Raw genomic sequence first — 15006 nt, 5'->3', positions numbered from 1 at the left:
AAGCACCTTTTGTCCTGTGCCGCCGGTAAAACGCGAACGGCGCGCATCGCTGCGCGCCGTTGCAGACTTGTGTTTAGGCGCTATCAGCCCGCGGTCGTCACCGCCCGCTGTCCCATCACCTTCACGAGGTTGGCGCGGTAATCCGCCGAGCCGTGGATGTCGGCGAGCAGGCCGCTCGCCGGGATATTGACGCTGTCGAGCGCCGAGGCCGCCCAGTTCGCCTTCAGCGCCTGCTCGATCGGCGCGACCCGCATGACGCCGCTTTGCGACGCACCGGTGGCGGTGGCGCGGACGTCGCCCGACTTGGTCTTGGCGACGAACACGCCGGTCAGTGCGAAGCGCGAGGCGGGGTTCGGGAATTTCGCGTAGCCCGCCTTGGCCGGGATCGGGAACGACACCGCGGTGATGATCTCGCCATCCTCGAGCGCCGTCGTGAACAGGCCCTTGAAGAAATCATCCGCCGCGATCGACCGCTTGTTGGTCTTGACCGTCGCGCCGAGCGCCAGCACCGCCGCCGGATAATCCGCCGCCGGGTCGTTGTTGGCGAGCGAGCCGCCGATCGTGCCGCGATAGCGCACGGCGGGATCGCCGATCATCGACGCCAGATTGGCGAGCGCCGGGATCGCCTTCTGCACCGCGTCGCTTTGCGCCACATCGTAATGCGGAGTCGCGGCCTTGATGGTGACCGTGTCGCCCGACACCTCGATGCCGATCATCTCCTGCACCTTGGAGAGGTCGATCACGTCGGAAGGCGCGGCAAGACGCTGCTTCATCACGGGCAGCAGGGTCTGTCCGCCGGCGAGGAATTTTGATTCCGCGCCTTTGGCGAAGGTTGCGGCGGCGTCAGCGACCGAGGAAGCGCGGTGATAATTTGTCTCGTACATGGCTCTTCCTCCCTCAACCGTGAATGGCGTGCCAGACGCGATCGGGCGTCGCCGGCATTTCCAGCTTGTTGTTGCCGATCGCGTCCGTGATCGCATTGATCACGGCAGCCGAGGCGCCGATCGCGCCGGCTTCGCCGCAGCCCTTGACGCCGAGCGGGTTGCCCGGACACAGCGTCGTGGTGTGGGAGAGCTGGAACGAGGGCAGGTCGTCGGCCCGCGGCATGGTGTAGTCCATGAAGGACGCGGTCATGAGCTGACCGGTGCCGTCATAGACCACACCTTCGAGCAGTGCCTGGCCGATGCCCTGCGCAAGGCCGCCGTGGACCTGGCCTTCGACGATCATCGGGTTGATCAGCCGGCCGAAGTCGTCGGCCGCCACGAAGTCGACGAAGGAGGTCTTGCCGGTGCCGGGATCGACCTCGAGTTCGCAGATATAGGCACCGGCCGGGAAGGTGAAGTTGGTCGGGTCGTAGAACGCCGTCTCCTTCAGGCCGGGCTCCATGCCGTCAGGCAAATTATGCGCGGTGTAGGCGGCGAGCGCGACCATCGGCAGCGCGATCGACTTGTCGGTGCCGGTGACCTTGAACTCGCCGTTCTCGATCACGATGTCGCTCTCGGACGCCTCGAGCGCATGCGCCGCGATCTTCTTGGCCTTGGCCTCGACCTTCTCCATCGCCTTCACGATCGCCGTACCGCCGACCGCGAGCGAGCGCGAGCCGTAGGTACCCATGCCGAACTGCACCTTGTCGGTGTCGCCATGGACGATCGAGACCTGGCTGATCGGCACGCCGAGCCGCTCCGCGATGATCTGGCAGAACGTCGTTTCGTGACCCTGGCCGTGGCTGTGCGAACCGGTGAGCACCTCGATGGTGCCGACCGGGTTGACGCGGATCTCCGCCGATTCCCACAGGCCAACGCCGGCGCCGAGACTGCCGACCGCCTTCGACGGCGCGATGCCGCAGGCCTCGATGTAGCAGGAGATGCCGATGCCGCGCAGCTTGCCGTCGGCTTTGGCCTTGGCCTTGCGGGCCGGGAAGCCGGCATAGTCGATCGCCTTCATCGCGGCATCGATCGAAGCGTGGAAGTCACCGATATCATACGCCATGATTACAGGCGTCTGATACGGGAACTGGGTGATGAAGTTCTTCTTGCGCAGCTCGGTCGGATCGACCTTCAACTGCCGCGCCGCCGTCTCCATCATGCGCTCGATCAGAAAACTGGCCTCGGGGCGGCCGGCGCCGCGGTAGGCGTCGACCGGCGTGGTGTTGGTGTAGACGCCGATCACCTCGGCATAGATCGCCGGAATCACGTACTGGCCCGACAGCAGCGTCGCGTAGAGATAGGTCGGGACGGCCGAGGAGAACAGCGACATATAGGCGCCGAAATTGGCGTGGGTCTTTACCCGCAGACCAAGGATCTTGTTGTCCTTGTCGAACGCCAACTCCGCCTTCGAGACATGGTCGCGGCCATGCGCGTCGGTGAGGAAGGCTTCCGAACGGTCGCCGGTCCACTTCACCGGGCGGCCCACCTTCTTCGAGGCCCACAGAGCCACCATCTCTTCGGGATAGATGTAGATCTTGGAGCCGAAGCCGCCGCCGACGTCGGGCGCGATCACGCGCAGCTTGTGCTCGGGCGCGATGTTGTAGAACGCCGACAGCACGAGGCGGGCGACGTGCGGATTCTGCGACGTCGTGTAGAGCGTGTAGTGCTCTTCGGCCTGGTCGTAATGCGCGATCGCCGCGCGCGGCTCCATCGCGTTCGGCACCAGGCGGTTATTGGTGAGGTCGAGCGTCACCACATTGGCCGCCTTGCCGAAGGCATCCTTGACCGCGGCTTCGTCGCCGAGATGCCAGTCATATACGATGTTGCCGGGAGCTTCGGGATGAAGCTGCGCGGCGCCCGGCTTGATCGCGGCCTTGATGTCAGGCACCGCGGGAAGTTCTTCGTAATCGACGACGACCGCTTCGGCGGCGTCCCTGGCCTGGTTCTTGGTCTCGGCGATCACGACCGCGACCGCCTGCCCGACAAAGCGCACGGTCTCCGGCGCCATAGCCGGCCACGCGCCCATTTTCATCGGTGAGCCGTCCTTCGAGGTGATGGCCCAGCCGCAGATCAAATTGCCGACCTTGTCGTCGACGATCTGCTGTCCGGTCAGCACCGCGATCACGCCGGGCATCTTCATGGCCTCGGCGGAATCGATGCCCTTGACCTTGGCATGGGCATGCGGGCTGCGGATGAAGTGAGCGTAGCTCATGCCGACCATTTTGACGTCGTCGACGTAACGTCCTTGTCCGGTGATGAACCGGCGATCTTCCTTGCGCACGACACGTGCGCCAATTCCTTCAACACCCATTGTCTAGTCCTCCCGACCGGAGATTCGATTTGCCGCCGTTTCCATCGAGACCGGCGGTGGTGAGCTTGATCGTGTGCGGTGCGTGGCGCGCTATTCGGCGGCCTGCGCAACCTTCATGCGGCCGGCTGCGTCGAGCACCGCCTTGACGATGTTGTGGTAGCCGGTGCAGCGGCAGATATTGCCCTCGAGCTCGTGGCGAACCGTTTCCTCATCGAGCTTGCCACCATGGCGGTGCACGATGTCGACAGCGGACATGATCATGCCGGGGGTGCAATAGCCGCACTGCAGGCCGTGATTGTCGCGGAACGCCGCCTGCATCGGGTGCAGCTCGTCGCCCTTGGCGAGGCCTTCGATCGTGGTGACGTTGCAGCCCGCGGCCTGGCCGGCCAGCATGGTGCAGGATTTGACCGCCCGTCCATCGACATGGACGACGCAGGCGCCGCACTGGCTGGTATCGCAGCCGACATGGGTGCCGGTGAGGTTCAGGTTTTCGCGCAAGAGGTGCACGAGGAGGGTTCGGTCCTCAACGTCGACCGAGACCGCCTTGCCGTTTACCGTCAGTTTGACTGTAGACACGCGTTTCTCCCAATAGCTTCGTTATGGGCCCAGTAGACCACGCTTCATGTGGGTCGTAACCGCGATCAAAGTCGTAGTCGCGGCCCTGTCATGAAGGCGCCGGGCAGTGCCTGCGATCCTAGCAGGCGGCCGTTCAATGGGCAATTTGCAAGCAGCCGGCGGCGTGCTCCGGCGCGACGAAATTGCCCGGCAGCGCAAGCGGTTTTCGGCAAACTGACGGTGCTCGCCGCACGCCAAAATCGTCGCCGCGATCGCTACTACCTTCCGCCTATAACGACGCAAAAGCGTTGCTGTCATTTTCATCGCCGACGCAGCGACGGAAGATCGCTGGTTCACGAAATTGGGTCGAGAGACGCGCGCGCGATGCACCCATCGCGGCAACGAAACCATATTGGAGGAAGCCAATGAAGCTGAGGAGCGGGATTTTCTTTGCCGGCGTGTCGCTGGTCGCCATGGTGCTGGCAGGCATTGGTGCGTCGAAAGCTAATGATTCCGTCGTGAAGGCGGCGTCCGATCCCAACGGATGGGCAATCGCCGGCCACGATTACGGCAATACGCGCTTCAGCCCGTTGAAGCAGATCAACTCCGAGAATGCCGGCAAGCTGCAGCTGGTCTATTCGCTGTCGCTGGCTTCGCTCCGCTCCAACGAGTCGTCGCCGGTTGTGATCGGCAAGAACCTGTATGTGTCGACCTCGTGGGGCCCGAAATACGTCTATGCGATCGATGCCGCGACCGGCGCCCGCAAATGGACCTGGCAGCCCGACATTCCGGATGACGTGCTCCAATACGCCTGCTGCGACGTCAACAATCGCGGCGTGTCCTATGCCGACGGCAAGATCTTCGTCGGCCGGCTCGACGGCAAGCTGACCGCGCTCGACGCCGAGACCGGCAAGGAGCTCTGGACCTCGACGGTCGTCGACTACAAGCAGGGCTCGGTCATCACCTCGCCGCCGCTCGTCGTCCGCGACAAGGTCATCACCGGTTTCGGCGGCGGCGAATACGGCGTCCGCGGCGCGTTGCAGGCGTTCTCGCTCAAGGACGGCAAGCTGCTCTGGCAGACCTACACGGTGCCGGCGCCGGGCGAACCCGGCAGCGACACCTGGAAGGGCGACACCGGGCTGCACGGCGGCGGCGCCGCCTGGCTGGTCGGCTCCTACGATGCCAAGTCCGACACGGTCTACTGGGGTACCAGCAATCCGGGGCCGTGGAATACCGCGGTGCGCTCCACCGGCGACGGCAATTTCGGCAAGCTGACCAACCTCTACACGGCCTCGACGCTGGCGATCGATCCCAACACCGGCAAGATCAAGTGGCATATCCAGGGCACGCCGGCCGATGCCTGGGACTATGACGGCGTCAACGAGCTGCTGCTCGCCGACCTCAAGATCAAGGGCACCGAGACGCCCGTGCTGATGAAGGCGGACCGCAACGGCTTCTTCTTCGTGGCCAACCGCGAGACCGGCAAGGTGATCTCCGCGGAGAAATACGTCTTCGCCAACTGGGCCAAGAAGTGGGACGTCAACACGATGCGGGCGGAAGAGGATCCGGACAAGCGTCCGGGCCCGGGCCATCCCGCCAAGGACATCTGCCCGAACCTGATCGGCGGCAAGAACTGGCAGCCGATGTCGTTCAACCCGCAGACCGGCCTCGTCTACATCCCGAGCAACAATGTCTGCATGGACTGGTCGGTCTCTGACGTGAACTACAAGCGCGGCGTGTTCTATCTTGGCGCCGAATTCCCGACCAAGCCGGGCCCCGGCGGCTTCCTCGGCGAGCTCGTGGCCTGGGATCCGATCGCCAACAAGAAGGTGTGGAGCATCAAGGAAGACCTGCCCTTCAACGGCGGCACGCTGACGACCGGCGGCAATTTGGTGTTCTCCGGCAACCTGCATGGCGACTTCCGCGCCATCGATGCCAAGAACGGCAAGGTGCTGTGGAGCAAGAACCTCGGCAGCGGCATCGGTGCAGGTCCAGTGACCTATTCGGTCGACGGCAAGCAGTATGTCGCGATCGTGGTCGGACGCACCGCGGCGCTGCCGGCCTTCCTCGGTGACATCGGCAAGAAGATGGTCGCCGCGGCGCCCGAAGGCGGCTCGCTGTTCGTGTTCGCCCTGCAGTAACGATCGTCAAGGAGGCAGCATTGCCCGTGTCTTGCATCGCCCGAAACGAACTGCGCACCCCCTCGCGCAACACGCGGTTGGAACATGCAATCCGGACCGTGCTGCTCTCCGCCCTGCTCATGGTGCCGGCCCTGGCGGCCGGCGCCGACGAGACAAAGCCGCCGCTGCGGCTCTGCGCCGATCCGAGCAACCTGCCTTTCTCGAGCGACGACCCGGGCAAGCCCGGCCTTTATCTCGAGATCGGCCAGGCGGTGGCGCAGAAGCTCGGCCGCACGGTGAGCACCAATTGGTACAAGTCCTATTTCGGCAAGCGCACGGTGCGGGAGACGTTGCTCAGCAAACAGTGCGACGCCATGGTCGGCCTGCCGCTGATCGACGATTTCATGGGCCCGGCGGTGATCTTCTCGAAGCCGATCGCCCATGAGGGCTATGCGCTGGTCGGCAGCAAGGACCGCAAGCTTGCCGGCCTCGACGACCTCAGGGGATTGCGGGTTGCGGTGCAGTATCAATCGACGCCGCAGAACCTGCTCGCGCTGCGCGACGACATCCGGAAGGTCACCGTGCTCAGCCCGGAGGAGGGTATGGCGGCGCTCGCACAGGGCAAGGTCGACATCGCCTTCATCTGGGCGCCGGTGGCGGGTTGGCTCAACAAGACCAGCTACGGCGACAAATATCAGATCGTGTCGACCGAGGGCGACGGCCTGCTCTGGGCGACCGCGATCGGTTTCGCCAAGGCGTCCGGCGCGCTGCGCGATGAAGTCGACGGCGTGCTGCCGGGGCTGCAGGGGGAGATTGCCGCCCTGTTTGCCAAATATGGCGTGCCGAACAGCGCACCGGTGAAGTTCGGCGAGGCCGACCGCGCGACGACGTCGTCCGTCGGCGCCAGCGAGCCCGTCACGGTCGGGCAGGCGGCCGCGGCGGCCGAGAAACCGGTTCAGACCGCCGCGACCGCCGGCGACGCCAAGGGGGATGCCACCGCCGGGCGGGAGGTCTTCAACGGAACCTGCGCGCATTGCCACGGCCCGGACGCGGTGCAAGCCGAGCGAAAGATCGATCTCAGGCTGCTCAAGAAGCGCTATGCTGACGACATGGAATCGACATTCTGGAAGACGGTCCATGACGGGCGGCCGGCCAAGGGCATGCCGGCCTGGAAGGACGTCTTCAGCGACGACGAGCTCAGAAACGTATATGTCTATCTGCAGAGCGTGCAGGATACTGGCGGATCGAACTAGAAGCTGCGGTCCGCAAGAGGAGCGTTTTCGAGCGAAGTGGATACCGGTTCGCGTGAAGAAAACGCGTCAGAACATGAATCGAGAGCCCCGTTCCGATCCAATCGGAACGGAGGCTTGGGCAGTGCGAGGGTCCTCATGATGGGGTTCCTGATCATCGACGATCACCCCCTGTTCGGGGAGGCGCTTGGCAACGCCATCCGCATCTCGCATCCCGATGCCCGGATCTATGAGGCCACCTCGATCAAGGGGGCCCTTGGCATCCTCGCCAGCGAGCCGAATATCGACCTGGCGCTGCTCGATCTGCTGCTGCCCGACGTGGTCGGCTTCTCCGGCTTCCAGAAGATCAGGGATCGCTATCCGCGGCTGCCGATCGCCATCGTCTCGAGCGAGGAGGACAAGCACACCATCCGCGAGGCGCTCGAGATGGGTGCGGTCGGCTATCTGCCGAAGTCGACCTCGCTCGGCGAGCTCTCGCAGGCGATCGCGCGTGTGCTGAGCGGGTCGGTCTCCGCGCCGCGGGATTTCGTCGCGGTCGGTGCGCTGGAACAGTCCGAGACGGCGCGGACGCTGCGCGAACGCATTCAGAAGTTGACGCCGCAGCAGATCCGCGTGCTCCATCTGATCATCCGCGGCCTGCAGAACCGCGAGATCGCCGCCGAGCTCAAGCTCGCGGAATCCACCGTGAAGGCGCATGTCACCGAGATCCTGCGCAAGCTGAAGCTGTTCAGCCGCAACAAGGCGATCATCGAGCTCGGCAAGATTCCGCTTCCGGTCCCGGAGGCCTGTTCGGGCGCAAAGCCGGAGAAGGCGCCCTAGTGTGCTGAATGCGAAGTTCGTGCGATTTCGCGGCAGCCACTTTCACGAACTTCGCATTGATAAAGCACACTAGAATCATAAGTTTGCTAGTGTCCTTATCGAATCCGAAGTTCGCTCCGAAGGTGCGGCAAATGATGCGAACTTCGGATTCGGGACACTAGCCGTGCTGCACTGCGAGGCGGGCGCATTGGAAATCCTGCCTATAGGCTGCCATCCGGCTTTGAGATAACGTCGTGCGCACAATGGCTGTTATGAGCATCCGAGGGAGGACGGCGCAGCATTGACCACGACCGCGCCCCTGGCGGACGAGCCGCCGCTCGGCAAGGCGGGTACGCCTCGACTGCTGATCGTCGAGGATCACCCGCTGTTCCGTGCCGCCCTGATCGGCGTGATCGGGGCCGAGTTTCCCGATGCCGAGGTGCTGCAGGCGACGTCGATCGACGGTGCGCTGGATGTGATCGCGGCGCGCGACGGCCTCGATCTGATCCTGCTCGATCTGTCGATGCCCGGCACCACGGGCCTGCTCGGCGCCTACCGGGTGCGTGCCGCCGCGCCGCGCAGCGCGCTGGTGATCGTGTCGGCGCACGACGATCCCCGGATCGTCGGCGGCGCGATCTCGCTCGGGATTTCCGGCTACATCCCGAAGTCGACGCCGAAGCTCGAGCTGGCGCGGCTGTTGCGCGGCATTCTCGAAGGCGCGGTGTGCCTGCCGCCGCGCTTTCGCGATACCGCCGCCGCGCGGAAGGCCCAGGCCGAGACGCGCGAGCTGGTGCAGCAGCTCGGCCAGTTCACCGCGCAGCAGCTTCGCGTGCTCGACATGATCTGCCGCGGCCTGCAGAACAAGCACATCGCCTATGAGCTCGATATCTCGGTCACCACCGTGAAGGTGCATGTCTCGGAGATCCTGCGCAAGCTCGGCGTGCGCAGCCGCACCGAGGCCATCATCGCGCTGTCGAAGCTGGACTTCGGCAAGCACGACCACGCGCCGGTGACGGCCTCGCCGTCGTCGCATGGCGCCTAGTGTGCTGAATGCGAAGTTCGTGCGATTTCGCGGCAGCCACGTTCACGAACTTCGCATTCATAATGCACACTAGAATCATAAGTTTGCTAGTGTCCTTATCGAATCCGAAGTTCGCTCCGAAGGTGCGGCAAATGATGCGAACTTCGGATCCGGGACACTAGAGCCTTTCCCGTTTCGATGGAATCGCAACGGGAAAGGCTCCAGGTTTTTGTCTTGACGCGTTTTCTTCATGCGAACCGGTATCCACTTCGCTCGAAAACGCTCTGCTCATAACCGCGCACCCGACTGCTCCGCCGCCAGCAGGAACGACAGCAGCGAGCGCATCTCGGCGGGCTTGATCGGCTTCTTCAACAGCTCATGGCCGAAGGCCGATACGTCGGAGGCGGCCTTGGCCGAGTAGTCGGCGGTCACGATGATCGCCGGCACCTTGGCGTTGATCGCGCCGCGGATGACATCGACGGCCTGAATGCCAGTCTCGCCATTGTCGAGATGCAGATCGGCGATGATGGCGTCGGGAATGCCGTCGAGCGCGTGGATGCGCTCGAGCGCCTCGGTCTTGGAGATCGTCACCGCGACGTCGCAGCCCCATTTCTCCAGCAAATGGGCGAGCCCCTCGGCGCTCGAGAGGTCGTTCTCGATCAGCAGGATCTTGGCGCCCTCCATGCCGCCATAGCGATAGTCGACGCTGGCCTGTTCGCGCACCGGGATCGCAACCGGATCCTGGCTGCGGGGCACGGTGACCGAGAACACCGAGCCCTTGCCGGCGCGCGAGCTCAGCCTGATGTCATGTCCGAGCAAGTCGGCAAACCGGCGCACGATCGAAAGACCAAGCCCGATGCCGGCCTTGTCGCCGGCGCTGGTTTCGCCGCGCTGAAACTCGACGAAGATGGCTTCGCGCTGCGCTTCCGGAATGCCCGGCCCGGTGTCGTGCACCTCGATGCAGATGTCATCGCCCCTGGCACGGCATCCCATCAGCACGCTGCCGCGCTGGGTGTAGCGCAGCGCATTGGCGACGAGGTTTTGCAGAATCCGTCGCAGCATCAGCGGATCGGAGCGAACGACCGCGGACGACGGCATGATCCGGAAACCGAGATTGCGCTTGGCGGCGGTCGCGACAAATTCCTGCTCCAGCGGCTCGAACAGCGAGGCGATCGCGACCGGTCCGAATTCGGGCCTGAGCACGCCCGCATCGAGCTTGGAGATGTCGAGCAGCGTCCGCAGCATGTCCTCGAGCGTCGCCAGCGAACGGTCGATCTGATCGGTCAGCGCGACGCTCTTGGACTCGGTTGCCATCTCGGTCAGCGCGGACAGCGTCAGCCGCGCCGCATTCAGCGGCTGCAACAGATCGTGGGTGACCGAGACCAGCACGGATGATTTCAGCGAGCTCGCCGCTTCGGCCTGCTGCTTGGCCTGCAGCAGGCGACCATTGGTTTTCTCCAGCGATTGCAGCGCCTGCTTGAGCTGCTGGGTGCGGTCGCGCACCTGCTGATCCAGCGCGATCGCGGTCTCGAACAGCGAGAAGGCGTTGAGCTGCTGATCGGTCGAGCGCTCGACGCGCGACATCAGCGCCGCGTTGATCTTGCGCAGCTTCTCGGCCTCGCGTTCGAGCGCCGCAATTCGCGTGGTCTTGGTATCCGTCATTGCGGCGCGAGTGCCCGCTTGCCGATGGCGATGCCGGTCAGCGTCTGGTTGACATGCATGGAGCGATACTGCTCGCCATAGGTCTGAAAGCCAATCACTTTGTTGCGGCGATAGAGCTCCGACATCTCCCGCGACAGCTGGCGCTGCTCGACGTCGAGCCGGCGCAGCACGCATTCGAAGCCGATGAACATCGAGACCTCGCCGAGATCCTCGGTCAGCTCCTTGAGCAGGCGGCTCGTCACGTCGATCGGGTCGCGCTCGCGCGCCACCGTCAGCACCATGCCCTCGTCGATGGCGCAGAAGAATTGCAGCGATCCGTCCGGGTTGGTGCGCTGGATCGACCGCGCGTAATAGGCGCCGCCGACGCGAACCAGCACGGGATGCGCGGCGAACGAGAACAATTCGAGCTTGCTGTCGCTGAGGCCGACGGCGCGGGAATATTCCAGCGCCGCCGGCTCGGCATTCAATTCCTTGACGATGCGGTGCTCGATGTCGGCCTCGGTCACCACCATCTTGGTCGAGGTCGGTTCGAAGTGATCGCACTTGAACAGGCGGAACGGCAGCCGGGTCCGGATCAGGATCAGGACGGCGGCATCGGTAAAGGCCTCGCCGCCATGGAAGACCCACGATTTCTCGAAGCGCAGACCGTCGCCGGCGGAGCCGCCGACCACCGGGATGTCGCCGAGCGACGCATAGATCGCCGACATGATGGTCTCCTCACGCTGGCACATGCCGTCGATGAAGAGCAGCCCGAAGGAATCATGGGTGTGATCGCAATGCTCGGTGCGTTGCGCGAATTCGTTCTGCAATTCGGTGCAGATCGAGCGGCCGTGATCGACCCGAAATGTCGAAAGGTCGAACAGCGGCCGGGCCGCGATGACGAAATCGGCCGCGTTGAAGCCCATCGCGACGACGCTGTCCTCGTCCCAACCGCCGGGCGACAATTCGCCGGCCGTGGTGCAGCCGAAGATCGGTACGTCGGGCATCCGGCTGGACAGTTCGGCAATGAATGTCTGCGGCTCGTAGACCGGCGACACGAACACCACGAGCATCGCGAGATCAGCCGCCGTCAATTGGCGCGCGATCTCGTCGGCTGCTTCCCGCGGCCCGTCGGTCTTTGCCTGCACCACGACAATACTGTCGGCGGTGCCACCGTTCTGCTTCGCCAAAGGCGCTCTCCCTGACCAGAATCTTTTGCTTTTCTTGGCGCGGGCGGTTGAACCCGCGCGGGTCGTGAGGGCATCCGGACAATGGCGCGATGGCTCGCGTTCCGGCTTGCCCGTGTCTTTCAGGTCGTGAGGGGAAATGCCATTGGCCGGGCTATTGCGCCGGCAGCTACGCTCGCCGCAAGCGCCAATGGCGCCGGTCGACGCGATGACATGGGACACCTCCCGATGTGTGTTCTCCTGGCCCGGGCAGGGACAGGTTTGATCGGTTCTAAACTATCGGGCCGGACCCCCGCGTCAATCACCTTACCCACCCGCCTAGCCCGACCAAGGTAGTATCGCGCCGGGCCCGGCGGCCGCTGCCCATTTACCGGGCCTTATCGATTCTGCCTTAGTTTTGCGCTCCGGGGTCTGGGGCGGGTTGCTGCCGGACCCCGCGTGGTTTTCAGAATGAAGACGGGGGTTGGAATGCCGGGGCTGAAGCGATCGTTGTCGATCAGGATCCCAACCCTCAGATTTCGCGCCAAGATCATGCTCGGCTTTGCCGTCACGCTGGCGCTTTCGGCAGCCACCATGGGCTTTGCCTATATGGGCTTCGAGCGGGTCTCCGCCGGCGTCGGCTCCTATCGCCAGAGCGTCGCGGAAGCCGATCTGGCCCGCAACATCGATCGCGAATTGATCTCCTACCGTTCGCTGGCGCGCTACTTCGTTGCGACCGGCAAGGAGGACGACGCCAAGGCCGCGCTCGCCGCCGAGGGCAGCCTGAAGGATGCCATCATGGCGTCGATGAAGGGCACCACCAACCCGGCCCGGCTCGAGCAGATCACCAAGCTGGAGCGCGAATTCCGCGCCTTCACCAAGATCTTCGCCGAGATCGTCCGCATCAAGAACGACAGCGCACAGACCGCGCAGAACAAGCTGACCCGCAGCGCGACCTCGATGCGCTACAAGCTCGACGATCTCCCGAGCAACGCCGATGATTCCGAGCTGCAGTCGATCCAGTTCGGCGCCAAGAAGGTGGCCGACCAGCTCCAGTCGATCACCGGGGCCGTCAATACCTTCGTCGTCAACGGCGACAAGACGGTCGCTTCGAGCGCGCTCGCCCGGCTGAAATTCGCCGACAATCTCGTGAAGGCGATCACCTCGAATAACGAGCGGATCACCCAGAGCGTGAAGGACATCACCGCGCTGCTCGAAGAGTACCGCGAGGCGCTCGCCAAGCTGATCGCGAACGCGAAGTCGATCGACGAACTGACCGTCGAGATGACGGAGTCCGCGGCCGCTATCAGCCAGGGCGCGGCGGCGATGAAGTCCGATCTGCTCGCCGACCAGAAGCGACTTGAAAACGAATCGCACACCATGATCGGCGAGACCGAGCAGCTGATCCTGATGCTCGCCGCCGGCAGCTTCGTGCTCGGGCTGGTCTGGGCGTTCCTGCTGGGCAAGGGTATTTCGCGACCGATCGCGGCGATGTGTGCGGCGATGCGCGAGCTCGCGGCGGGCAATTTCGACGTCGTGCTGCCGGGCCTCGGCCGCCGCGACGAACTCGGCGAGATGGCCGGCGCCGTGGAGGAATTCAAGGTCCAGGCGATCGCCAAGGCCGAACGCGATGCCGCGACCCAGGAAGCGCAGAACAAGGCGAGTGCGACCGCGCGGCGCAACGAGCTGATTCGTTTTGCCGACGAATTCGAATCCGCCGTCGGCTCGATCGTCTCCAACGTGTCGGCCTCCGCCGTGCAGCTCGAATCCGCGGCCGGTACGCTGACGCGGACTGCCGAGACCACGCAAAACCTGTCGAGCCAGGTCGCCGGCGCCTCGGAGGAAGCCTCCAGCAACATGCAGTCGGTCGCCTCCGCGACCGAGGAGCTGTCGGCGTCCGTCGACGAGATCGGCCGTCGCGCCAAGGAATCCAGCCAGATCGCCGATTCCGCCGTGCGTCAGGCCGAGCAGACCGACGCGCGGATCGGCAAGCTCTCGCGCGCTGCGCAGGAGATCGGCGACGTCGTCAAGCTGATCACCGCGATCGCCGAGCAGACCAATCTGCTGGCGCTGAACGCCACCATCGAGGCCGCGCGCGCCGGCGACGCCGGCCGCGGCTTCGCCGTGGTCGCCGCCGAGGTGAAGTCGCTGGCGAGCCAGACCGCCAGGGCCACCGACGAGATCTCCACCCACATCTCGGGCATGCAGGCGGCGACGCAGGAATCGGTTGCCGCCATCAAGGAGATCGGCGGCACCATCGGCCAGATCTCCGGGATCGCGACCAACATCGCAAGCTCCGTCGAGCAGCAGAGCGCGGCAACGCAGGAGATCGCGCGCAGCGTGCAGAACGTCGCGCAGGGCACACAGGAAGCGGCGTCCAGCGTCACCCAGGTGAATCGCGGCGCCACCGAGACCGGAGCTGCCTCCGAGGAGGTGTTGAACTCGGCCCGTTCGCTGTCGGTCGAGAGCTCGCGGCTGCGCGAGGAGCTCGACCGCTTTATGGCCAATATCCGCGCCGCGTAACGTTTACGCCAGCCAATCAATTATCGTCGTCCCGGCGCAGGCCGGGACCCATAACCACCACCGCTGGTTGGCGTACCAACAACTAGCCGCTTGCCCTTTCCGATGGCCACGGCGTATGGGTCCCGGCCTGCGCCGGGACGACGCTGTTGGTTGGCGGGATGATGCGACTAGTCCCGCCCGAACTGGTGCTTCAACTCGACCTTGGCGCGCTCCAGCCGCGACCGCTCGATCTTCGGCAACGTCTTGCCGGCGCGGTTGATATAGAAGGTCAGCATCGAGAGCGCGGAACGATAGGCGCCGCTCTTGCGGCGCGCGCTGTGCTGGGCGGATTGCTTCAGCGATGATGCGATCTTCTTCGCGCTGGTCTGCTTGAACACACCGTGCTTGAGGTCGAGCGCGTCGCTCTCCTTGGTCACCCGCTGCGACCAGCGCTTCGCCGTCCTCTTGCTTGCGCCACGCCTGCGACGCGTCGTGCTCGTGGACCGTGCCGGTGATGTCCTTACCGTCTTGCGCGTTGCTTTCTTGTGTGCGGCCATCGATGCCTCCGTGTCTTTTGAGCCGAGAACAGTTCGCCGCGATCGCGGTTCCTATGCCGCATCGCGGGAACCCTTGCCGGCCTGCGGCGTTGACGTCGCGTGGCGGGCACTCCGTTTGCCGCAATTCCGGGTGAGTGAGCCTTGGAACAGATCGTTCCG

The 15006-nt window shown here is 64.5% G+C and carries 11 protein-coding genes; 5 read left to right on the top strand and 6 right to left on the bottom strand.

Annotation, left to right across the window (positions count from 1 at the left end; translation table 11 throughout):
* Positions 1 to 83: 83 nt before the first annotated feature.
* The 3 genes from J2R78_RS15060 to J2R78_RS15050 all read right to left on the bottom strand — a co-directional run bounded on the left by J2R78_RS15060 (position 84) and on the right by J2R78_RS15050 (position 3813).
* Positions 84 to 884 (bottom strand): xanthine dehydrogenase family protein subunit M, encoded by an 801-nt coding sequence (locus tag J2R78_RS15060; protein ID WP_253605311.1) that lies wholly within the window; start codon positions 882 to 884, stop codon positions 84 to 86.
* Between the two features lie 13 nt (positions 885 to 897).
* A complete protein-coding gene (locus J2R78_RS15055; RefSeq protein ID WP_253605309.1) occupies positions 898 to 3237 on the bottom strand; it encodes a xanthine dehydrogenase family protein molybdopterin-binding subunit in 2340 nt (779 codons plus the stop codon).
* Between the two features lie 90 nt (positions 3238 to 3327).
* Positions 3328 to 3813 carry a (2Fe-2S)-binding protein gene (locus J2R78_RS15050; RefSeq protein ID WP_028335209.1) on the bottom strand — a complete coding sequence of 162 codons (486 nt, stop codon included), beginning with the start codon at positions 3811 to 3813 and terminating at the stop codon, positions 3328 to 3330.
* 404 nt (positions 3814 to 4217) lie between these two features.
* Here J2R78_RS15050 and J2R78_RS15045 point away from each other — a divergent pair, with 404 nt between their 5' ends.
* From J2R78_RS15045 to J2R78_RS15030, 4 genes are all read left to right on the top strand, one after another.
* On the top strand, positions 4218 to 5933 hold the full coding sequence (locus J2R78_RS15045; RefSeq protein ID WP_225643218.1) for a PQQ-dependent dehydrogenase, methanol/ethanol family: 1716 nt from the start codon (positions 4218 to 4220) through the stop codon (positions 5931 to 5933).
* Positions 5934 to 5959: 26 nt separating this feature from the next.
* Entirely contained in the window at positions 5960 to 7165 is a 1206-nt protein-coding gene (locus J2R78_RS15040; RefSeq protein WP_309145045.1) for a c-type cytochrome, read from the top strand.
* 135 nt (positions 7166 to 7300) lie between these two features.
* Positions 7301 to 7981 carry a response regulator transcription factor gene (locus tag J2R78_RS15035; protein ID WP_057021122.1) on the top strand — a complete coding sequence of 227 codons (681 nt, stop codon included), beginning with the start codon at positions 7301 to 7303 and terminating at the stop codon, positions 7979 to 7981.
* 280 nt (positions 7982 to 8261) lie between these two features.
* Positions 8262 to 9002: a response regulator transcription factor gene (locus J2R78_RS15030; RefSeq protein ID WP_253605304.1), complete on the top strand. Its 741-nt coding sequence runs from the start codon at positions 8262 to 8264 to the stop codon at positions 9000 to 9002.
* A 267-nt stretch (positions 9003 to 9269) separates the two neighbouring features.
* Here the strand turns inward: J2R78_RS15030 and J2R78_RS15025 are convergent, their stop codons facing one another.
* Positions 9270 to 10643, bottom strand: a complete 1374-nt coding sequence (locus J2R78_RS15025; RefSeq protein WP_253605302.1) for a hybrid sensor histidine kinase/response regulator — start codon at positions 10641 to 10643, stop codon at positions 9270 to 9272.
* Complete coding sequence (locus J2R78_RS15020; protein ID WP_253605300.1) at positions 10640 to 11812, bottom strand: FIST N-terminal domain-containing protein; 1173 nt, start codon at positions 11810 to 11812, stop codon at positions 10640 to 10642. The genes J2R78_RS15025 and J2R78_RS15020 overlap by 4 nt, the downstream gene beginning before the upstream one ends.
* Before the next feature lie 465 nt (positions 11813 to 12277).
* On the opposite strand from J2R78_RS15020, the gene J2R78_RS15015 reads away from it, so the two are divergent.
* The gene (locus tag J2R78_RS15015) at positions 12278 to 14311 is read left to right on the top strand and encodes a methyl-accepting chemotaxis protein (RefSeq protein ID WP_057021126.1); all 2034 of its coding nucleotides are present in this window, start codon (positions 12278 to 12280) and stop codon (positions 14309 to 14311) included.
* Positions 14312 to 14478: 167 nt separating this feature from the next.
* Here the strand turns inward: J2R78_RS15015 and J2R78_RS15010 are convergent, their stop codons facing one another.
* Positions 14479 to 14847: a DUF3175 domain-containing protein gene (locus tag J2R78_RS15010; protein WP_253605298.1), complete on the bottom strand. Its 369-nt coding sequence runs from the start codon at positions 14845 to 14847 to the stop codon at positions 14479 to 14481.
* Positions 14848 to 15006: the final 159 nt, after the last annotated feature.

It is taken from the genome of Bradyrhizobium sp. USDA 4538 (assembly GCF_024171045.1).
Classification (GTDB): Bacteria; Pseudomonadota; Alphaproteobacteria; order Rhizobiales; family Xanthobacteraceae; genus Bradyrhizobium; species Bradyrhizobium australafricanum.
Note: the sequence above shows the minus strand (reverse complement) of the source record. Positions and strands in the feature narration are given on the sequence as shown.